The sequence below is a fragment of the Arsukibacterium sp. genome (genome assembly GCF_033721375.1).
Classification (GTDB): domain Bacteria; phylum Pseudomonadota; class Gammaproteobacteria; order Enterobacterales; family Alteromonadaceae; genus Alishewanella.
Genome location: NZ_JAWWAP010000006.1, coordinates 19,527 through 39,113 on the forward strand (window position 1 = coordinate 19,527; position 19,587 = coordinate 39,113).

General features: G+C 49.9%; 18 protein-coding genes and 1 riboswitch. Of the genes, 9 read left to right on the plus strand and 9 right to left on the minus strand.

What is annotated here, in order from left to right:
* Positions 1-22: 22 nt before the first annotated feature.
* The 3 genes from R3187_RS10210 (at position 23) to R3187_RS10220 (ending at position 1,942) form a co-directional block, all read left to right on the plus strand.
* Complete coding sequence (locus tag R3187_RS10210) at positions 23-724, plus strand: DsbA family protein (protein ID WP_318966828.1); 702 nt, start codon at positions 23-25, stop codon at positions 722-724.
* A 129-nt stretch (positions 725-853) separates the two neighbouring features.
* Positions 854-1,228: a DUF6746 family protein gene (locus tag R3187_RS10215; protein WP_318966830.1), complete on the plus strand. Its 375-nt coding sequence runs from the start codon at positions 854-856 to the stop codon at positions 1,226-1,228.
* Between the two features lie 66 nt (positions 1,229-1,294).
* Entirely contained in the window at positions 1,295-1,942 is a 648-nt protein-coding gene (locus tag R3187_RS10220) for an energy-coupling factor ABC transporter permease (RefSeq protein ID WP_318966832.1), read from the plus strand.
* A 47-nt stretch (positions 1,943-1,989) separates the two neighbouring features.
* Here the strand turns inward: R3187_RS10220 and gdhA are convergent, their stop codons facing one another.
* Positions 1,990-3,342: an NADP-specific glutamate dehydrogenase gene (gene gdhA / locus R3187_RS10225; protein ID WP_318966833.1), complete on the minus strand. Its 1,353-nt coding sequence runs from the start codon at positions 3,340-3,342 to the stop codon at positions 1,990-1,992.
* Between the two features lie 158 nt (positions 3,343-3,500).
* Here gdhA and R3187_RS10230 point away from each other — a divergent pair, with 158 nt between their 5' ends.
* Positions 3,501-4,364, plus strand: coding sequence for an alpha/beta hydrolase (locus R3187_RS10230; protein WP_318966835.1), 864 nt, complete (start codon positions 3,501-3,503; stop codon positions 4,362-4,364).
* 46 nt (positions 4,365-4,410) lie between these two features.
* On the opposite strand, the gene R3187_RS10235 is transcribed toward R3187_RS10230, so the two are convergent.
* A complete protein-coding gene (locus R3187_RS10235) occupies positions 4,411-6,261 on the minus strand; it encodes a TonB-dependent receptor domain-containing protein (protein ID WP_318966837.1) in 1,851 nt (616 codons plus the stop codon).
* A 36-nt stretch (positions 6,262-6,297) separates the two neighbouring features.
* Positions 6,298-6,485, minus strand: a riboswitch (cobalamin riboswitch).
* A gap of 79 nt (positions 6,486-6,564) precedes the next feature.
* Positions 6,565-7,047, minus strand: a complete 483-nt coding sequence (locus R3187_RS10240; protein ID WP_290617744.1) for a YajQ family cyclic di-GMP-binding protein — start codon at positions 7,045-7,047, stop codon at positions 6,565-6,567.
* Positions 7,048-7,141: 94 nt separating this feature from the next.
* Here R3187_RS10240 and R3187_RS10245 point away from each other — a divergent pair, with 94 nt between their 5' ends.
* Together R3187_RS10245 and R3187_RS10250 are read left to right on the plus strand one after the other, a co-directional pair.
* On the plus strand, positions 7,142-7,498 hold the full coding sequence (locus tag R3187_RS10245; RefSeq protein WP_318966839.1) for a VanZ family protein: 357 nt from the start codon (positions 7,142-7,144) through the stop codon (positions 7,496-7,498).
* Positions 7,465-8,382: a 2-dehydropantoate 2-reductase gene (locus tag R3187_RS10250; RefSeq protein WP_318966841.1), complete on the plus strand. Its 918-nt coding sequence runs from the start codon at positions 7,465-7,467 to the stop codon at positions 8,380-8,382. The genes R3187_RS10245 and R3187_RS10250 overlap by 34 nt, the downstream gene beginning before the upstream one ends.
* On the opposite strand, the gene thiI is transcribed toward R3187_RS10250, so the two are convergent.
* The 3 genes from thiI to pomA form a co-directional block, all read right to left on the minus strand.
* Entirely contained in the window at positions 8,375-9,913 is a 1,539-nt protein-coding gene (gene thiI / locus R3187_RS10255) for a tRNA uracil 4-sulfurtransferase ThiI (protein WP_318966843.1), read from the minus strand. The two genes, R3187_RS10250 and thiI, sit on opposite strands and share 8 nt — an antisense overlap.
* A 67-nt stretch (positions 9,914-9,980) precedes the next feature.
* Positions 9,981-10,937, minus strand: a complete 957-nt coding sequence (locus R3187_RS10260) for a flagellar motor protein MotB (RefSeq protein ID WP_318966845.1) — start codon at positions 10,935-10,937, stop codon at positions 9,981-9,983.
* Positions 10,934-11,707 (minus strand): flagellar motor protein PomA, encoded by a 774-nt coding sequence (gene pomA, locus R3187_RS10265; protein WP_318967231.1) that lies wholly within the window; start codon positions 11,705-11,707, stop codon positions 10,934-10,936. The genes R3187_RS10260 and pomA overlap by 4 nt, the downstream gene beginning before the upstream one ends.
* A 197-nt stretch (positions 11,708-11,904) precedes the next feature.
* Between pomA and R3187_RS10270 the strand changes: the two genes are divergently transcribed.
* Genes R3187_RS10270 through dxs form a run of 3 tightly spaced genes read left to right on the plus strand, consistent with a single transcriptional unit; the run spans position 11,905 to position 14,916 of the window.
* Complete coding sequence (locus R3187_RS10270; protein WP_318966846.1) at positions 11,905-12,150, plus strand: exodeoxyribonuclease VII small subunit; 246 nt, start codon at positions 11,905-11,907, stop codon at positions 12,148-12,150.
* A gap of 1 nt (position 12,151) precedes the next feature.
* Entirely contained in the window at positions 12,152-13,036 is an 885-nt protein-coding gene (gene ispA / locus R3187_RS10275) for a (2E,6E)-farnesyl diphosphate synthase (protein ID WP_318966848.1), read from the plus strand.
* Between the two features lie 14 nt (positions 13,037-13,050).
* Complete coding sequence (gene dxs, locus R3187_RS10280) at positions 13,051-14,916, plus strand: 1-deoxy-D-xylulose-5-phosphate synthase (protein WP_318966849.1); 1,866 nt, start codon at positions 13,051-13,053, stop codon at positions 14,914-14,916.
* 63 nt (positions 14,917-14,979) lie between these two features.
* Here dxs and R3187_RS10285 read toward each other — a convergent pair whose 3' ends face one another.
* The 3 genes from R3187_RS10285 to thiL are packed head-to-tail and all read right to left on the minus strand — an operon-like array spanning position 14,980 to position 19,574.
* A complete protein-coding gene (locus tag R3187_RS10285; protein WP_318966850.1) occupies positions 14,980-18,081 on the minus strand; it encodes a diguanylate cyclase in 3,102 nt (1,033 codons plus the stop codon).
* A 33-nt stretch (positions 18,082-18,114) separates the two neighbouring features.
* Positions 18,115-18,594, minus strand: coding sequence for a phosphatidylglycerophosphatase A (locus R3187_RS10290; RefSeq protein WP_318966851.1), 480 nt, complete (start codon positions 18,592-18,594; stop codon positions 18,115-18,117).
* On the minus strand, positions 18,591-19,574 hold the full coding sequence (gene thiL, locus R3187_RS10295; RefSeq protein WP_318966852.1) for a thiamine-phosphate kinase: 984 nt from the start codon (positions 19,572-19,574) through the stop codon (positions 18,591-18,593). The genes R3187_RS10290 and thiL overlap by 4 nt, the downstream gene beginning before the upstream one ends.
* Positions 19,575-19,587 lie beyond the last annotated feature (13 nt).

Here is a 19,587-nt window from a genome sequence, read left to right on the forward strand (position 1 = left end):
ATTGCCAATTCAACAGACTTCTATGTTCACTAATATCACCTTAGTATCCTCGTTACCTAAAATGGTTAAGCTTTTGGCCAGTGTCTGCCTGTGCTGCTTGCTGATAGCCTGCTCAGAGCCTGCAACACCGGCAGACTCCGGGGCACAGGCAAAAGCACAGCAGCAAACTGCGCCAGCAGCTACCATCCAGTTTCAACAGGATGTTCACTACAAACTGGTTGACAACATCGATGCCGAGCAGGCCAAACCGCCGTATCTGGTCGAATACTTCTGGTTTGGTTGCCAGCACTGTCAGCGATTTGAACCGGTACTGGAGACAATATTATTACGCCGGCCTGAATTAACGCTGGTGCGAAAACATGCCGCTGTCGCCAGACACTGGCAAACCGATGCCCGGATATTTTATTCCTTGCAGCAAATGGGTCTTGAGCATTTAACCAAGCCATTTCTTGAGCTTTACAGCGAAAAAAAGCAAATGACACCGGTAGATTTACAGCAGTTTCTAAGCAGCCATCAGGTTGACCAGGCAAAGTTTTTCGATATCGCTGAAAACAGCGAACAGGTAATGACTAAGATGCGACAAAGTGCCAGCGAAATGCAGAATAATGAGATTGGTGGCGTTCCGGCTCTGGTGGTCAACGGTCGTTATTTAATGCTGCCGCATGCTGATATTAACAGCCTGGAAGCGTATCTGGCGTTAATCGATCATCTACTGGCTAAATAGCTGCAGTAGCGTGTAAAAATAATGACTAGCCAGGCGGCAAACACAACCGTTGTCATAAAATACTATTGCAACTCTGGCCGGCTGTGATATTGTAAGTGATAACTATTATCATCTGCATTAAGAGGTTTTATGAAAACGGCTATTTCCCTGACTACCGCTTTTTTTCTGGCTACTGTTACGTTCGGCAGCATTGCGGACGAACAACGTCCGGATCATTTTAAAGGACAAAAAGCGACGAGCTTGACTGAAGCAATAGAATTGTTCCGCAGCAATAACCAAAAACTGCAGCAACTGATGCAGGGCGAACTGAGTCCGGAAGCCATGGTGGAAATTCATCAGCTGACGTACACCCTGGAAAATGCGCTTGAGAAAATTCATAGTGAAACGACTGAATTAAAAGAGGTATTGGAAGAAGTTCATCTGGGTTCAGAAAATATGGATTTTGCCAAGGTTAAACAACAGGCTAAACGCTACCTGGATACCGCAACAACCCTGGTAAAGTAATTAGCGGCTGATCCAAAGTAACGAGCCCGGTATACTGTTTGTAGAATAGATTAACCGGAGAAACCAATGACATTCTGGCAGGGTGCCGCCTGGCTGCTATGGCTGGGATTGTTGTTGCGGTTTTTTCCGCGTGACGTCATTTTCAGACTAAAATCAGATACCGGCTATCAGCATTTGTGGTTCAGCTCCATTCTGGTTACTGCGCTACTCTGGTCAGTTCAGGCCGGAATTGAACCCGGTCTTGAACTGCACCTGCTTGGAGTCACCACGCTGGTATTGTGCCATGGTTGGCGGATAGCCTGGTTAATTGGCAGTTTTGCTGTAATTTTACTGGTTGCTGTGGGCAAAATAAGTCTGACCGATGCTGGTAGCGTTGCAATGTTAACTGCTCTGTTACCCGCTTTATTCAGTTATCTGATATTTGCGTTATCTTATCATTATTTACCGCGTCATCTATTTATCTACATTTTTGTTGCCGGCTTTGCCAATGCGGCACTGACTATCAGCTTTAAAATGTTACTGACAGCAATGTGGTTCCACTGGCAGGACTTGTACAGCTGGAACAGTATTTATCAGAATTACCTGCAACTAGCTTTACTTATCTGGTTTGCTGAGGCGCTGTTAAACGGCATGGCCATTACCCTGATGAGTGTTTACCGCCCCCATTGGCTAAGAACCTTTTACGACAATGAATATTTGTCGCCGGATCGCTGAACCTGTCCACAGCAATAATAAATAGTCAGTTGGTAAACAACACGTCGTTACACTACCCCCTGCGCAATCATGGCATCAGCAACCCGCCTGAAACCAGCAACGTTAGCCCCCAGAATTAAATTGGTTGGCCGGTCAAGCTCTGCAGCCGTATCGCGGGTGCGCTGATAAATATCCAGCATGATGTCTTTAAGTTTCTCGTCCACCTGCTGAAAGGTCCAGCGCTGCATGCTGGCATTCTGGGCCATTTCCAGCTGACTGGTGGCAACCCCGCCGGCATTAGCCGCCTTGCCCGGCGCATAAGCAATTTTTGCATTCAGAAACAAATCAGCCGCCTCAGCGGTGCAAGGCATATTGGCGCCCTCACACACTGCAATACAGCCATTGTCGAGCAGCGCGCGGGCATCGGCCGCATTTAATTCATTTTGGGTGGCGCAGGGAAATGCCACCTGACCGTTAACACGCCATACCGCGTTGCCATCATCAGGATAGTTTTCACGGCTGATATATTCAGCATCGGGATTACGCTTGGCATAGTCACTGAGCCTGCCATATTCGATTTCTTTAATTTGCTTTAAGCATTTAATATCGATGCCTTTTTTCTGATAAATAGTGCCATCAGAGTCAGAACAGGTAATAGGTCTGGCGCCTAAATGGATCAGTTTTTCAATGGTATGAATAGCGACATTACCAGACCCAGACACCAGGCATTCCTTACCCTCCAGACTATCACCATTACCTTCGAGCATATGCTCAGCAAAGTAGACACAGCCATAACCGGTCGCTTCTTTACGCCCCAGTGATCCGCCCCAGAGAATATCTTTGCCTGTTAACACCCCTTCAAACTGATTGGTCAGTTTTTTATATTGACCAAACATATAGCCAAGCTCGCGGGTGCCCACCCCAATATCGCCGGCCGGCACATCAGTCCGGGGGCCGATATGGCGATATAGCTCATTCATAAATGCCTGGCAGAAGCGCATAATTTCGCCATCTGACCGCCCTTTCGGGTCAAAATCCGCACCACCTTTGGCGCCCCCCAACGGCAAGCCGGTCAGGGCATTTTTTAATACCTGTTCAAAACCGAGGAACTTAACAATACTGGTGGTTACACTGGGATGAAACCGCAGGCCACCTTTATAAGGCCCCAATGCCGAGTTAAACTCAATCCGGTATCCCTTGTTAACCTGCACCTTACCTTCGTCATCGACCCAAGCCACCCGAAACATGATTTGCCGCTCGGGTTCAACAATACGCTCAATAATAGAATGCTGACAAAAGCGGCTGTCTTCATCCAGCACCATCGCCAGTGAGTCTAATACTTCTTCCACTGCCTGATAAAATTCGGTTTGGGCCGGACTACTTTTTTGCAGTTTAACAATTGTATTGTGGGTATAAGACATAGCATTAACCTGTTTAGTAAAAACCTGTAGCCTGCGTCAGCGGGACGGCAATCCAGAACCTGTGGGCAAGGCTGTCAATTGCCGGAACACACTGGCACAATGACCAATTATGAAAATTATTTGTTTATTTTAGTTGGTAAACGTTGAAAGTACCTTTTATGGATCACTTAGTTAACTTCAGATTGACTGATTATAAAAATAGCATGCAACTGGCCGCTCTGGCCAACCGGTCTGCTTTTAGCACGACTGAGCCACCAATACTGTGCCTGCATGGCTGGCAGGATAATGCGGCCAGTTTTATCCCCCTGGCAGCGAGTTTACCGGCGCTGCCACTGCTGGCACTGGATTTTCCGGGCCATGGACATTCTGCTGAGCGCAGTAGCGATGCGCATTATTATTTTTTTGACTGGGTTGAGGATCTGGTAGCACTTTGTCAGCAGCAAGGCTGGCAACAGCTGACTGTAATAGGCCACTCGATGGGAGGGATGGTGGCTACCGCATTGGCGGCAGCGTTTCCTGAGCTGGTGGCACGACTGGTGTTGCTTGACAGCCTGGGCTTTGTTACCGCACATAACAGCAGCAGTGACCAGCTTCGCCAGGGAATTGTTTCCCGCCTCAAAGCCCCGCCCAGACGCAAGCCAGAATATCCCGATCTTAATGCAGCCGCCAAAGCACGACTGGCCCAAAGCGACTTTACGATGCAACAAGCGCTGCTACTGGCAGAGCGGGGCACTGTCGCAAGTCAGAATGGTATCAGCTGGCGTAATGACTATCGTTTGCGCTATAAATCGGTGCACCGGCTGACTGAAAGCCAGGCAGAAGAACTTTGTCAGGCAGTTAAGGCACCGGTACTGGCCATCATAGCTGCTGACGGGCCTTTCGTAAGTAAACTGGCAATAATGCAAAGCTGGTATCAAAAATTAAGCGTTAAACAAATTAACGGCGGGCATCATTGTCATATGACCGCCGCCGAAGAGGTTGCCAGGCTGCTTAGTGCCTGGCTTGATTGCTCAGAGATTTGATACTGCAACCGTTGTTTATAAGAGCTGTTGCTATAAGGCCTGTTGGTTATTGCAGAATATAACTGACCGACACGCTGAAATTAGCCCCGGCGGTGGCATAGCCACGGCTGGTGTAATACAGCTTATCGGTCAGATTAGCCAAGCGGGCTCTTAACGTCAGCTGCGGCGAAATAGTGTAGCTAAGCCCTGCGCCCCACACCGTGTGGGCCGGCGCAGCAGGAAAAGCATCGCCGGTAAACCAGTCGGCGCCCTGATAAGTGGCACTCTGATAATCAGCGGTGATAAACGCCGACCAACGCTCAGCAGTATAGCTGCCACGCCAGTTTATGGTATTTTCGGGGCGGCGCTCCAGTTTCAGGCCATTGCTGCGGTTCTCAGTATCAAGCCAGCTATAGCTAAAATTACTGCGCCATTGCTGCCACTGCTGGCTCAGACTCAATTCAATCCCCTGCACTGTCGCAAGCAGCACATTTTCTGCCTGCTCTACGCCCTGAATAAGATTCGTAACCTCGCGGTCAAACCAGGCAAGCTGCAGCTGGGTGTCACTGCTACGGTAACTTAGCGCAATTTCATCTGATACCGATTGCTCCGGTTTAAGATCCGGGTTGGCAAAACCGGGAAAGTATAACTGGTTAAATGACGGTACTTTAAAAGCAGTACCGTGGCTGGCCCGCAATTGCCAGTGATTGGCAAACTGATAGCCTGCAGCAAGCTGCCAGGTGGTTTCAGCGCCATAGTAATTAATCGCATCGTGTCGGGCCGCCGCTTCCAGCTGCAGCGCGTTGTACTGATAATTCAGACCGGCGAACGCAGCACGGTTAATTCTGCTGGTTTGTTCGTAAGCTGTCGCTGATTTTGCCACCTGCTCCTGATACCAGTTAACACCGCCGACAAAGCCAAGGCCGGAAGCAAAATCTGTTGCCAGCTGATAGTTCAATTCATCCCGCTCAGTAACAAAGGGGCTGCGCGAGTCAGGACCAAAGGTACTGTCACTGTCCAGCGACCGGCTAAGCTTGGCCTGATGTTGCCAGCCGCTTAATTGTTGCTGCCAGCCAAGCAGATAAGTGCGGCTGAGGGTATCCGTTTCATCTTCAGTGCCAAAACTGGTATCAAACTGATTAAAGCCGGAATTAACATCAGCCTGGGCTGACCACAGGCCAGAGTCGGTGCGGTAATCAGCGGCAACTTTCAGATATTGCTGCTGATAGCCATCACTATCGGGGTCCTGCGCTGGCTGGGCATTAAAACCATCTGCCTGGCTAACCCCGGCGCTGGCCCACAGCGTTAACTGTTGCCGCTGCTGACTGGCGCTGATATCGGCGCTGGCCTGACCGTAGCTGCCGACATCGGCATGTAATTCCAGGGCACTGCTGCGCCGGGTTGTAATAGCAATAACCCCTGCCAATGCATCAGAGCCGTACCAGGCAGCGCGCGGCCCGCGGATTACCTCAATCCGTTCAATCAGCTCCAGCGGCACCATCGACAATGGCTTATACCCCAGGGTGGCAGAACCCGTTCGGACGCCATCAACCAGCACCAGCGTATGACCGGTGTTGCCACCACGGACATAGACACTGCTATTCTGGCCACGACCACCATCACGGGACATATTAATACCGGGTAACTGCGCCAGCAGCTCTGGTAAATCATTGGCCTGACGCGCCAGAATATCAGAGCGGTTCAGCACGGTAATGCTGGCCAAAACGTCTTGCGCTGATCTGGCAGTGCGGTTGGCGTAGATACTGATATGCTCAATGGCAGAAGTATCAGGGGCACTATTGATAACAGGCGTGTCGTGGCGGATAAAAGTATCATTCTGACTGCCGGCAGCTAACGTATCAGCCACAACCGGACAGCATGATGCAACCAGCAAGGTTGCAAAAGCAGGTTTAAACATCGAAGCTCCTACAATGTGCCCACCGCACATCTGTGTTAGTTAGTGGACTTTTCAGGCCGGTCTCCGGGCTGACAACCTGCTTGCGCCAAAACTTTACCTTCCCATCAGCTGACAGTGGTGTTCAAAGTTTTGATAGTTGTTTACCGTTGCGGGGGCAGCTCTGGCTTAAACCAGATTCCCGTTTAACTGCAGCATGCTGCAGCACCTAAAAAAAAGCGGCCTTTGTTAAGGCCGCGAGCAGTTTAACCGTGAAGCTGAAAATGTCAACAGATATCCAGATGGCTAAACTATTAGCAAGAATGGTTAATCCCGGAAATTAGTAAACTGAAACGCCTGCTCCAACTCACTACCACGAACCAGCGCTATTGCTTCTTGCAAATCATCGCGCTTTTTACCGGTAATCCGTACTTGATCGCCCTGAATGGCCGCCTGCACTTTCAGCTTGTTATCTTTAATCAGCTTAACCAGCTTTTTTGCCATATCCTGTTCAATCCCCTGCAGCAGACTGACACTCAGGCTGTATGTCTTACCGGAGTGCACCACATCGCCCTCTTTAAATGAACGTACATCCAGACCGCGCTTTACTGCTTTTGCCAGAAATATTTCGAGCATTTGCTGTAGCTGAAACTCTGCTTCAGCTTTCATCGTGATCACTTTTTCCTTCAGGGTGAACTCTGCCTGCACACCCCGGAAATCAAAGCGGGTAGCAAGTTCACGGTTCGCATTTTCCACTGCATTAAGTACTTCTTGCTGATCGACTTCTGAAACGATATCGAAGGAAGGCATGTTAAATCTCCTGTGCATAAGCCATTCTGTCTGCTGGTGATTATAACCAGAAAACTGCTACAATCCGAGCGCCGTTTCTAAGCTGGGGGTTACTGTGCCGCAGATTTTTTATCGTTGGGTTTGTGTAATATGTTTTTTGCTGGCAACTGCCGGCTTTCTGGCAGAGCTAAGTGGTCACCGGATTGCTGGCGGCTTTGCTCATATCGACAAACTGGCTCATTTCGGTATTTTTACGGTTCTCACCGCTTTGCTTTGGAAAGGATTTAAGCTTGCACCGGTAGCAGCATTTTTGCTGCTGGGGATTTATGGTGGTGCGGTAGAATTGGCACAGCATTACTTTACAAGGCGCCAGGGTGATTGGCTGGACTGGCTGGCTGACATTGCCGGGGTCATGACTTTTTATCTGGTTCGTGCATTATGGCATTATATCCGTCCGCGCCGTCAGCGCTAAGCTGGTGCATCGTCGGTCGCGGCGCAATTGGCTTGCTGGCCAGCGCCAGGCTGCAGCTTGCCGGATATCGACCTGAATTGTGGCTTAAACAACCGCAGCCGCTGCAACTGACATTTACCAGTATTGACCGGCAACAACAGCAACTGCTGCTATTGCCTCAGTCAGCCGCTTGTCGTATTCAACGCGTGTTTGTGCCGGTTAAAGCTTTCGATACCGCAAGCGCTGTTGCCGAGCTGGCACCGAGGCTTAGCAACAATGCCCAGCTGGTTATCAGCCATAACGGTATTATTCCACTATCGCCACTGCTGCAACAGTTGCAACCTGAGCAGGGGCTATGGTTTTTATCAACCAGTCAGGCCGCTTATAAACCCGCAGCAGATCAGGTTATTCACAGTGGTGAGGGCCAGAGCTATCTGGCCAGGCTGACTACTGCCAGTGAAGACGATGACAATGTTGTTGCTGCAATGACGGCAGCACTTGGGCCGTTGACGGTAGTTGCTGATATCTACCCGCTACTGTGGCAAAAACTGGCCATCAATGCGGCGATTAACCCGTTGACAGCATTAGAAAACTGCCGAAATGGCCAGTTAGCCGATCCACAATACCAACCGCAAATCGAGGCGCTGGTGACAGAAGTGTGTCAGGTCGCCAACGCACTCGGTTATCCGATGCAGCCGGCCAACACCCTGGCTGAGGTCTATCGGGTTATCGGCGCCACAGCCAGTAATTTTTCATCGATGCAGCAGGACCTGGCAGCCAGACGGCAAACCGAAATTAGCGCCATTTGCGGCTATGTTTGTCAGCAGGCCGGGCTGCTGCAGCTTGCGACACCGGCCAATCAGCAGATGCTTGACCGGATCCTGGCATTAACCGCTGCTAGTTAACAGGCCGGTACACCGATACATTACTATAACCCTGTTCATGCAACAGCACCGCCTGCAAGCGGCTCATCACCCCTTTGCTGCAATAACAGTAGTAGTGGCGGCTGGGATCAAGCGCTGAAAACTGGCTGGCCAGTCGGAAAAAGGGTAATTCAACAACGGGCAAGCCGATATCGGCAAACGGGGACAGCTCGGTTTCTTCCGGACTGCGGATATCCAGAATCACCGCATTGCCAGCAAGTTCACTGCGCTGCGTTACTACATGTGCTTCCTGCTCGGCCTGATAATCAATAGTACGGATATCCAGCACTTTCGCCGCTCTGACCACCTGTTGCAGTATGGTCATATCCAGCTTACTTTCGTTTTGCTCGACATCGCTTTGTACCGCATTAACCGTCGGTTTTTTTGAAATGACACCGCAATATTCAGGCATACTTTTCGCCAGCTCTTCCACCCCGATTTGGCGGGCGATATCGATAATATCCTGTTTATCATGATAAATAAGCGGCCTTAGCACTAAATCTGGGGTAACCCGGTCGATGACAGCCAGGTTAGCAATAGTCTGGCTTGATACCTGACCGATGCTCTCACCGGTGACGACAGCCTTAATGCCAAGATCGTGTGCCACCTGACTTGCCGCGCGCAGCATCATTCGTTTCAGAATAACGCCCATTACGCCATTATCCACCTGCTCCAGAATATCATTGACTACAGGCGCAAAGTCGACGCTGACAAACTTTACCCGGTGCGACAGGCTGTATTTTTGCCACAGATAAAATGCCATTTCGCGCACGCCGGCCTCGTGGGCAGCCCCCCCCAGATTGAAGAACAGGTAGTGGGTACGCAGGCCTTTGCGGATCATCAGGTAGCTGGCTACGGCAGAGTCGTAGCCACCTGAGATAAGCGATAACACATCTGATTGCGATGGCAGTGGAAAGCCGCCCATGCCACGAAAACTCTCGCTTAACAGCAACAGTTTATCCTGCTTGATCTCCAGCTTAATGGTAATATCAGGTTGCTTCAGCTGCACTTTAGCCGTGGCTACCTGCTGATTCAGACCGCCGCCAATATAGCGCTCAGCCTCAATGGAACTGAAACTATGTTTGCCCTGGCGCCTGACCCGCACACAAAATGTTTTGCCGGCCAGTTGCGATTGATACACGGCCAAAACCTGCAAATAAATATCGTGTAAGTCGGTAAAAGCTGCCGTGCGCATCTCAGAAAAGGTGACAATACCTGGAATACAGCCCAAACGCTCAATAAGCTTGCTGCGGACTTGTGGCGTGTCATTAGCACAACTGACGGTTAGATGATCAAACAGATTAGTAATAACAACATCCGGGTCTACGTGGCCCAGAATGGTTTTAAGGTTACGCTCCAGTAACTTAGTCTGGCGTTTTCGCACAGACTTACTTTTAATCGATATTTCCGGGTGCAGTTTAATAATAAATTCAAGCATAACATTCAGACATGGCAATAACAGCGCTAAAAAGTGGCGCGGATTATAGCGCAAAGCCAGATGAACACCTAACATCGTGCTGCATTCTGGCTTTATTTAAAATAGCGGCATTTACCCGGCAAACAGGTAATTGCCAAAAAACTTAATTGGCCGCTGGTTCAAAGCTGATCGGCTCTGATTCCTTCGGCTTACCCTGCATTATTGATATTTCAACCCGGCGATTACGCCGACGGTTCAATTCTGAGTCGTTTTCAACCAGAGGCCTGGTATCAGCATGGCCCATCACGACCACACGCTGGCGGTCAAACTCTGGCGCCCGGATAAGTTCAGTAGCGACCGACACTGCGCGCTTGGCTGACAATTCCCAGTTATTACTGTGCAGCTCGTCTGATACCTGAATATCATCAGTATGACCACTTACCGTTATTTCGCCGGGCACTTCATTTAGCAAGGTACCAATTTGCTGAATAATCGGCCGAAACCGCGGCTGCAGAAATGATGAGCCGGACGGAAAGGAACCATTCTCCCGGATCCGGATAATAATTTGCTGCCCCAATGACTCCAGTTCAATGGCGCCATCGACAATTTGCTGCTCCAGTTGCTCTGCCAGCTTTTTCACCATCTCATTGGTTTGCTCCTGCATGGCCTCTGCAGCTGCCTCTGCTGCCGCCGCTTCGGCATCAGCAGTTTCTTCAGCATTAGCAGCAGACTGGCCACCGGTCATGTCATCCCGCTGCTCCTGCCGGCCCCCTGCTGAGTCCTCTTCGCCGGCTTGGAACTCGATGACCTGCTGGGTAATTTCCATAGTTTGCTGCTGCAGAGTTTCAATAGGCGTCGGATCAGGCCGGCCTGGCCGGAACTCCATCGCAATAACGCTGGTCCCTTTGGGAATATCCTCTACTTCAATCTTGTTCTGCACCCCGAAGGCGAATTTCATTGAACCGGCAATTTGCTTGAACTTTAAGACGTCCATTTCGGAAAATGCCAATAACAATACGAAGAAGCACATTAACAGCGCCATCAAATCGGCAAAGGTCCCCATATACTGGGGCAGTCCCGGCGGCGGGCATTTGCATTCCTGTTCTTCCTGATCGCTCATGCGGGCTCTCCGGCAGCGACCTCGCGTTTACCCTGTGCCAGGTAATTGCGTAAAATGCCTTCAATTACTTTTGGATTCTGACCATCCTGAATGCCCAGAATCGCATCCAGGATCAGTTGATTATTCGTTTTCTCCTGCTGATTACGGATAGCCAGCTTATCTGCCAGCGGTATTGCAATAACGTTAGCAATAAAAGCACCATACAGGGTTGTTAACAGCGCTACTGCCATCGCCGGACCGATTGCCTTCGGGTCATCCATATTCGATAACATGGCTACCAGACCAATCAGGGTGCCTATCATACCCATCGCCGGCGCTACATCGCCTAAGCTTCGAAAAATTGCAATAGCCGTCTCATGGCGTTTTTCAGTCAGGCTGATATCTTTTAATAAAGTGGCTCTGACGACATCAGCATCATGGCCATCCACCAGCATATTGACGCCTTTTTGCATAAAGGCATTGGGAATTTCGGCTTCTTCCAGCGCTAAGAATCCCCCTTTTCGGGCGGAATCACCTAACTGAACGGCTTTTTCGATTAATTCCTCCGGCGCTTCAATTTTAAACATAAAGGCTTTCGCAGCCGCTTTACCGGCACCCAGAAACTGGCTCATGGTAAATTTGGCAATAACCACAAAAATAGAACCGCCTACCACAATCAGCACTGATACCAAATCAGCAAACATAGCCGGGTCGCCGCTACTGCCGATAAGCATCGCCATAACAACAAAACCTATAGCGCCAATCATGCCAACCAGGGTTGCTATATCCACCATTTACTCCTTAATACAGACCCCAAGCGGGAATTATAATTCTTTTATATTACCTTATAGTCGGTTATCGACAAAGCTTCGTAAATATTGAGCACCGAATTACAGAAAAGAAGTAATTTAGGCTTTCACTTATCCGTTATGATTGACCATAATAGCCTGCTAAGGTAACGTTGCGCACAGTTTTTTTGGGGGGTGTTATGAGTAAGAAGAAAGCCGACCTGAGCCAGTTTGAGCAGGCGATGGCAGAACTCGAAAATATAGTGCAGCAATTAGAGCAGGGTGACCTGTCACTCGATGCTTCGTTAACTCAGTTTGAACGTGGTATCAGTCTGGTAAACCAAAGCCAGCAGCAACTGCAAAGCGCTGAACAGAAAGTCCAGTTACTGTTGCAGCAACAACAGCAGGAAAGTCTGCAGGCTTTTACGCCACCGCCAGGAGAGTAACTTGGCCCCAGAAAGTCTGACCTTGTATCAACACCGGATTGAGCAACAGTTACAACTGCAAATGGCCGCCCAACCACAAGTTGCTGTCCGCTTACATCAGGCAATGTCGTATAGCCTGACAAATGGCGGCAAACGGATCCGGCCATTTTTTGTCTATGCCTGTGGTACCATGCTTGGTGCATCACTGGCTAATCTTGACAGCGCAGCATGCGCTATAGAATGTTTGCACAGCTATTCGCTGATCCATGACGATTTACCAGCCATGGACAACGATGATCTTCGTCGCGGCAAGCCCACATGCCACAAAGCATTTGATGAAGCTACCGCCATTCTGGCCGGCGATGCGCTGCAGGCACTGGCTTTTGATACACTGGCTAACGCCGACGGTGACTTATGTCCGCAGCGAAAGCTTAAACGGGTAGCCATTCTGGCCCGAGCCAGTGGTATTGCCGGCATGTGTGCCGGTCAGGCGATAGATTTAGCGCAGACTAACCAGCATACTGATATAGCGACCCTGGAGCAGATGCACCGCTTAAAAACCGGCGCCTTAATTGAGTGCGCAGTGCAACTTGCCTATTACAGCAGCGAACTTGACTGCCCGGCGACGCTGCAAGCGCTGACTGATTTTGCCAGTGCGCTGGGGCTGGCTTTTCAGGTACAGGACGATATTCTGGATATTGAAAGTGATACTCTTGTGCTGGGCAAACCGCAGGGTTCCGATTGCAAAGCAAATAAAATGACCTATCCTGCCTTGTTAGGGCTGGACCAGGCTAAGGCAAAAGCGCAGCAACTTTATCAGGATGCATTGGCAGCTCTGAGCTGTCTTCCCTATGATACCGATGAGTTAAAAGCCTTTGCTCATTACATTGTCGCCCGCAAGTTTTAATAAAGGCATTGAAGATGGCATTAGATATGACCGATTTCCCGTTGTTAGCTGCAGCCGATAAGCCTGAGCAACTGCGTAAATTACCCCAGGACAAATTACCGGCGCTCAGTGCCGAACTGCGGCGTTTTTTATTAAAAACTGTCAGTCAAAGTAGCGGGCACTTCGCCTCCGGGCTTGGTACCGTTGAACTGACCGTCGCATTGCACTATGTCTATAACACGCCTTTTGACCGGTTAATCTGGGATGTCGGACATCAGGCTTATCCGCATAAAATTTTAACCGGCCGGCGCGAACAGATGCACAGCATCCGCCAGAAGGATGGCTTGCATCCATTTCCCTGCCGGGAAGAAAGTGAATACGACACGCTGACGGTGGGCCATTCCAGCACCTCAATTAGCGCTGCGCTCGGGATGGCCATTGCTGCCAGTCAGGCAAAATCAAAACGCAAAGTGGTTGCCGTTATCGGCGATGGTGCTATTACTGCCGGGATGGCGTTTGAAGCGTTGAACCATGCCGGTGAAGTGCGCCCCGACATGCTGGTGATTCTGAACGACAATGAAATGTCGATTTCAGAAAACGTTGGTGCCTTAAACCAGTATTTTGCTCGGATTTTATCAGGCAGCTTTTACACCAGCCTGCGCGAAGGCGGCAAGAAAATTTTGCAGGGCGTGCCACCTTTGCACGAACTTGCCAGCCGGGCGGAAGAGCATTTTAAAGGTATGGTGACACCCGGTACCTTTTTTGAAGAACTGGGTTTTAATTATATTGGTCCTATTGACGGCCATGATGTTATCACCCTGGCCGATACCATCCGAAATATGCGTAACTTAAAAGGCCCGCAGCTGCTGCATATTGTCACGAAGAAAGGTAAAGGCTACGCCCCGGCTGAAGCTGATCCGATTGGCTATCATGCCGTGGCCAAGTTTGACCCCGACGCCAGCAGTCAGCCGGTTAAAAAAGCCGGTAAACCGACGTTTTCGAATGTTTTCGGGAACTGGCTGTGTGATATGGCAGAGCAGGACGAACGGCTGCAGGGTATTACCCCGGCCATGCGCGAAGGCTCTGATCTGGTAAAGTTTTCTAAAAGTTTCCCTAAGCGGTATTTTGATGTTGCGATTGCCGAGCAACATGCGGTCACGCTGGCAGCTGGCATGGCCATTGAAGGGCTAAAACCGGTAGTGGCCATTTACTCCAGTTTTTTACAGCGCGGTTATGATCAACTGATCCATGACGTCGCCCTGCAAAATCTCGATGTATTATTTGCCATCGATCGTGCCGGCATTGTCGGCGCCGATGGCCCCACCCACCAGGGTGCCTTTGATATCAGCTTTATGCGCTGTATTCCCAATATGCTGCTGATGGTACCGTCTGATGAGAATGAATGCCGGCAAATGTTGTATACCGGCTATCAACATCCGGGCCCCGCTGCCGTTCGTTATCCGCGTGGAATAGGGACCGGCATTGCTGCCGAACAGCAAATGCAGCTGCTGCCGCTAGGCAAAGCAAGAATAATACAGCAGGGCACAAAGTTAGCCATTCTGGCGTTTGGCCCGTTACTTAACCAGTGCCTGCAGATAGCAACTGAGCTTAATGCCACTCTGGTAGATATGCGTTTTATTAAACCACTGGATGAAACACTGCTACAGCAACTGGTTGCAGATCACAGCCATATTGTCACGCTGGAAGACAATGCGCTTATTGGCGGTGCCGGCTCAGCTGTTAATGACTATATGTTACAGCATGGTTACAACGTGAAAGTATTAAACCTTGGTCTGCCAGACCAGTTTATTAAACATGGTACTCAGCAGGAAATTTATACCGAACTGGGATTAGACAGTGACGGCATCAGCCGTCAGGTGATGGCATTTAGTAATAGCTAGACTCTTTTTAATCAGGTGCACTCAGTAAAGTCACACTTAGTAAACTAAACTCAGCCAGGCAACTTACAGTGCCTGGCTGTCTCCCTGCTCAAACCATACCAGTCCTTCCGCCAGCAGCCTTTCAATCTGAGCTTCAATATGAGCTGAATCCTCAAATTCAAATGCGTCCAGTTGCGAGTCAAATGCCAGGGTAGCAACAGCATTTTTACCATTATGTTTAACATGGTATAGCGCCAGTTCGGCCAGCTGCAACGATACTTCCCAGTTAATTAACTGGCCGCCCAGCAACGGCAACGGATAGTGAGCATAGCCAATTGAACAGGTCAGTCGGACGATTTGACCATCCGGCAGGTTAAAAGCGGCTTTGTTAACTTGTTCATTAAGCCGGTAACTGAACTGACGAACCAAATCAGTTTGTATATCACGCAGCACCAGCACAAAAGCGGCGCCGCTAAAGCGCACCACGTAGTCAGAGCCCCGGGTTTCCCGGATCAATAAGCCGCTGACTTGCTGGATCAGGCTGTCACCTGCGCTATTGCCATACTGATCATTAATTTGTTTAAAGTTGTCTAAGTCAACATGCAGCAACGCCAGACATTTGCCCTGATCCTGCATCGATTCCCGGTTACGCTGAAAGTGTTCAATGTCTTTTGGCAACTGTTCAAACATAAAGCGCCGGTTGCGAAGTCCCGTCAGGTTATCCTTATGGGTTAACTGACTCAGTTGTTCATTCAACTCGTTTAACCTGACATTGCTGTTTTCCAGCTCCTGGGTACGCTGTCTGACCAACCGTTCCAGCTCCAGTTGTTTGTGCAGGATATTACGCCGTACCAGCCACAACACACCATATATGCAGCACAGCAGTAGTAAAAGCCACAGCGAACGGTATAACAGGGTTTCATCGAAGCGCTCCGGCACTACCAGTATCAAACTGGTTTCAGCAGCAGACTGCCAGCTATGGCCGCTGACACGCACCTGCAGTTTAAATACAAAATTTCCCGGTGGCAGGTTGGTATAAACGGCCTCGCGCCGCTGCTCTACCTCGTGCCAGTTTCTGTCAAAGCCTTCCAGCCGGTAACGAAACTCTAAAGCGTCGGGTTTAATAAACTCCAACGCAGAGTAATGCAATGTGACATTGCGCTCATTCATTTCCAGCACCAACCTTTGCTGGCCCTGCGCCAGCTGATACTGCTGACTGGTCGTCACCTGCTTTATCTGAGGTTTTAACGTCTGCTCAGACATCTGTTTTAAATTTGCCTGAACTGCAATTAAGCCATTCAGGGTCGGAAACCAGTACTCGCCCTGCCAGCGTACTACTTTTGCATGGCCAGCGCCGTTGCAGCAACGATTTGGGCCACTGCCTAATTGCCGATCGAAGGGGGTCAGGACTTCATCGATTAAAAAAGGCTGATTGCTGTGCTCTGGCAGTGTCGCCAGCGCCAGCCGGTAAATCCCTTTGTGGCTGCTGACCCATACCTGCTGCTGCATCGGGTCGTAACTGAAACTGACAGCTGGTCCATGAGGCATACCGTTGCCACTGTGCAACTGCAACCACTGCTGATCCGATCGCCGGATAAATATGCCATCATCAATAGTGCTAACCAGCAGGCTGCTATCAGGTAATTGAATAAGTGCCAGAATATAACTGTTATATAAAGCGGTACCAACGCCTAACCGTTGCAGTTTATCCTGCTGATACTGATATAAGCCCCGCGTTGTACCCACCAGTAATCGCTCTGATGTTTGTTGCAAAGCGGTAATATTGCGTGATTCAAACTGTTCATTTAACGGCGACATCGTTAACTGGTTACCGGCCGTATAGTATAAACCCCTAACCCCGCCAAGCCAGACGCCACCATCAACAGCAGGCTGGACAACTTTAATGGTGTTTCCCTGTAAACTTGGGAACGGCACACTGAGTTCCCCACTGCTCATATTATATTGCAACAAACCACTGTCGGTCCCGAACCAGAGTAACTGTGGCGCTGGCCAGTAAAAATCATGAATTGTCTGATTGCCAAGCACGTCAGCATCAAGCAAGGTAGTAAACTCACCTGAGGTGGCAAGCACCTGAAGTGCGGATTGACTGGCAACAATCAGCTCATTATCTGGGGTTAGGCCGACACTGCGCACTACAGGATCAACTAAGCCTTCACTGACCCGCCTGATATTTCCGGCGGCGGCCCGGTAAATGCCATCACTGTAACTGGCCAGCCAGATATTCTGTTGTTTATCTTCAAAAATATCACTGAACCAGGGGGTAGTGCCAAGTTCGGCACTGGTAACCGTTTGCCAGCTTTGCTGACGTTGCCGATAAAACAACTGACGATAAGTTGAAATCCAGCTTCCTTGCTGGCTGTCTTTAAAAAGGCGATAAACAGGGCTGTGTTCACCATCCGGCAACTGGCATTTCTGGATCACGCCGGCAGATGTTAAATGATAAAAACCAGTCTCACTGGCAAGATGCAACCCTTGTTCGGTTACGGTTAAATCATAAACCGGGGTCTGGGCCAGCTCAAGCGGTAACGGGTACATCTGCAATTGCTGCTTGCCGTCAGGGCTTAACTGATAGATATGCTCAGCAGTGCTGACCCAGATGCCGTCAGCCGCCTTTTCGAGCTGATGAACCTGACTGCGAACCGCCTCAATCCGACTGATTTTGCCCTGTTTAATCCGGAACAGATTATCTGCAGCGACCCAGATTTCATCATCCGCTACGGCAATCATCGCCGTTACTTCAGCGACTATCGGATAACGTTCAAATTTGAGGGTGGTCGGATCAAAACCTGACAGGCCGGCCTTGGTTCCAACCCAGATAAAACCGCTGTTATCCCGCAGCAAACGGGTAATGCTGTTGCTGGCCAGATGCCGGGTATTGTCAGTGATAAAATGTTCAAACTGTAAGCCATCAAAGCGATTCAGGCCGTATAACGTGCCCAGCCACAGATAGCCCAGGTCATCCTGAATAACGGTGCGAACGGAGTTGCTGGACAGCCCGTCATTGCTGGTCCAGTGCCTGATATCAAAATCATAAATTGATTGGGCAACTTTAACAGGCGCCGTGTTTGCTATAGACTCAGTCTGGGCTGAATGGTTATCCTGAGCGCTGATCGGAGCAAATGCACTTAGCAGTATCACGATACCCGGTAACAAAACTTTTTTCATTCCCTCGCCTTGCGCTCCGATCCTTGCCTGCGACTAATTCAGAAGCTGATAATAGAAAAGTAATTGTAATATCAGCCAGGCTGGCACGGCCGCCAGTAAATCGTCGAGCATAATGCCTAAGCCACCATGGATCCGTCGATCTAACCAACGGATTGGCCACGGTTTCAGAATATCAAAAAAGCGGAATAATAAAAAACCAATTAACAGACTTTGTACGCTAAGCGGCACCAGCAACATCGTTAACGCATAACCAATGACCTCATCCCAGACAATGGCACCATGATCATGTTCGCCTACATCGCGCGCCGTTTTACCACAGATATAAATACCCAGCACCGTACCGGCAAGCAGAAACGCCAGATACCAGATAAACCCAAGTGCGGCAAAGCCAATGATAAAAGGAATCGCCACCAGGGTACCAAAAGTGCCCGGTGCCTTTGGTGCCAGACCAGCACCAAAACCTAATGCCAGCAGATGCTGCCAGCGGCTCAGTTGAAATTTAGTCGTTGTCATGGAAAATGGTTGAACCCCTGATGCTGATAATCAAATGGTTGCTCGGCGGCTTTTAATTCCAGTTTACCAGCCACCCCCGTGATCCGGCCAATACAACTGACTGGCACGCCATATGGCGATAATAGAACATCAAGGCTGCCCCGCTTACTTTCCGGAACAGTGAACAACAATTCATAATCTTCGCCACCTGACAACGCCATTTTCAGTGCCGTTGTTTGATCACAACTGTCTTTTAACGCCTGCGACAACGGCAGTTTATTAACGTCGATATAAGCCCCGACGCCGGAGCGGCGTAAAATATGCGGTAAATCACCACACAAGCCATCAGAAATATCCATTGCGCTACTGGCAACATTGCGCAGCGCCTGGCCTAAAGCAACCCGGGCCGACGGAAAATGAAAACGTTGCAATAAATGGGCCTGATGTTTTTTACTGGCTTCAGCATGGCCCTGACAGACTTTTAATCCCAGCGCAGCGTCACCTAAGGTGCCGGTAACATAGATGAAGTCGCCAACTTTAGCACCAGAGCGGGTAATGGCGCGGCCACGCGGTACCTGGCCCTTCGCGATCATAGTAAGGCTGAGCGGGCCACGGGTAGTATCACCGCCAACCAGACGACAGTTGTAATAATCGGCAGTTTCAGCCAGACCGGCAGCAAACTGGCGTAGCCAGGCTTCATCAACACTGGGTAAAGTCAACGCCAGCGACAACCAGGCAGGTTCGGCGCCCATAGCGGCTAAATCACTAACATTCACCGTAACTAACTTATGGCCCAGCGCTCTTGGGTCAACATCGGGAAAGAAATGAGTACCGCACACCATCGTATCGGTCGTCACAACCAGATCATAGCCATCGCGCATTTGCAGCACTGCGCCATCGTCACCTACGCCAACCACCACATCCTGGCGGGCAATACCGGCGTCAGCAAAGAAGCTGGCAATTAGTTCAAATTCACCCATCGTATGTAAAAAAGCCGACAAATGTCGGCTCTCC

Excerpts from the sequence above, each read along its gene's own strand:
- R3187_RS10210 (WP_318966828.1), top strand. The coding sequence starts at position 23 with ATGTTCACTAATATCACCTTAGTATCCTCGTTACCTAAAATGGTTAAG.
- R3187_RS10215 (WP_318966830.1), top strand. The coding sequence starts at position 854 with ATGAAAACGGCTATTTCCCTGACTACCGCTTTTTTTCTGGCTACTGTT.
- R3187_RS10220 (WP_318966832.1), top strand. The coding sequence starts at position 1,295 with ATGACATTCTGGCAGGGTGCCGCCTGGCTGCTATGGCTGGGATTGTTG.
- gdhA (WP_318966833.1), bottom strand. The coding sequence starts at position 3,342 with ATGTCTTATACCCACAATACAATTGTTAAACTGCAAAAAAGTAGTCCG.
- R3187_RS10230 (WP_318966835.1), top strand. The coding sequence starts at position 3,501 with ATGGATCACTTAGTTAACTTCAGATTGACTGATTATAAAAATAGCATG.
- R3187_RS10235 (WP_318966837.1), bottom strand. The coding sequence starts at position 6,261 with ATGTTTAAACCTGCTTTTGCAACCTTGCTGGTTGCATCATGCTGTCCG.
- R3187_RS10240 (WP_290617744.1), bottom strand. The coding sequence starts at position 7,047 with ATGCCTTCCTTCGATATCGTTTCAGAAGTCGATCAGCAAGAAGTACTT.
- R3187_RS10250 (WP_318966841.1), top strand. The coding sequence starts at position 7,465 with ATGGCATTATATCCGTCCGCGCCGTCAGCGCTAAGCTGGTGCATCGTC.
- thiI (WP_318966843.1), bottom strand. The coding sequence starts at position 9,913 with ATGTTAGGTGTTCATCTGGCTTTGCGCTATAATCCGCGCCACTTTTTA.
- R3187_RS10260 (WP_318966845.1), bottom strand. The coding sequence starts at position 10,937 with ATGAGCGATCAGGAAGAACAGGAATGCAAATGCCCGCCGCCGGGACTG.
- R3187_RS10270 (WP_318966846.1), top strand. The coding sequence starts at position 11,905 with ATGAGTAAGAAGAAAGCCGACCTGAGCCAGTTTGAGCAGGCGATGGCA.
- dxs (WP_318966849.1), top strand. The coding sequence starts at position 13,051 with ATGGCATTAGATATGACCGATTTCCCGTTGTTAGCTGCAGCCGATAAG.
- R3187_RS10285 (WP_318966850.1), bottom strand. The coding sequence starts at position 18,081 with ATGAAAAAAGTTTTGTTACCGGGTATCGTGATACTGCTAAGTGCATTT.
- R3187_RS10290 (WP_318966851.1), bottom strand. The coding sequence starts at position 18,594 with ATGACAACGACTAAATTTCAACTGAGCCGCTGGCAGCATCTGCTGGCA.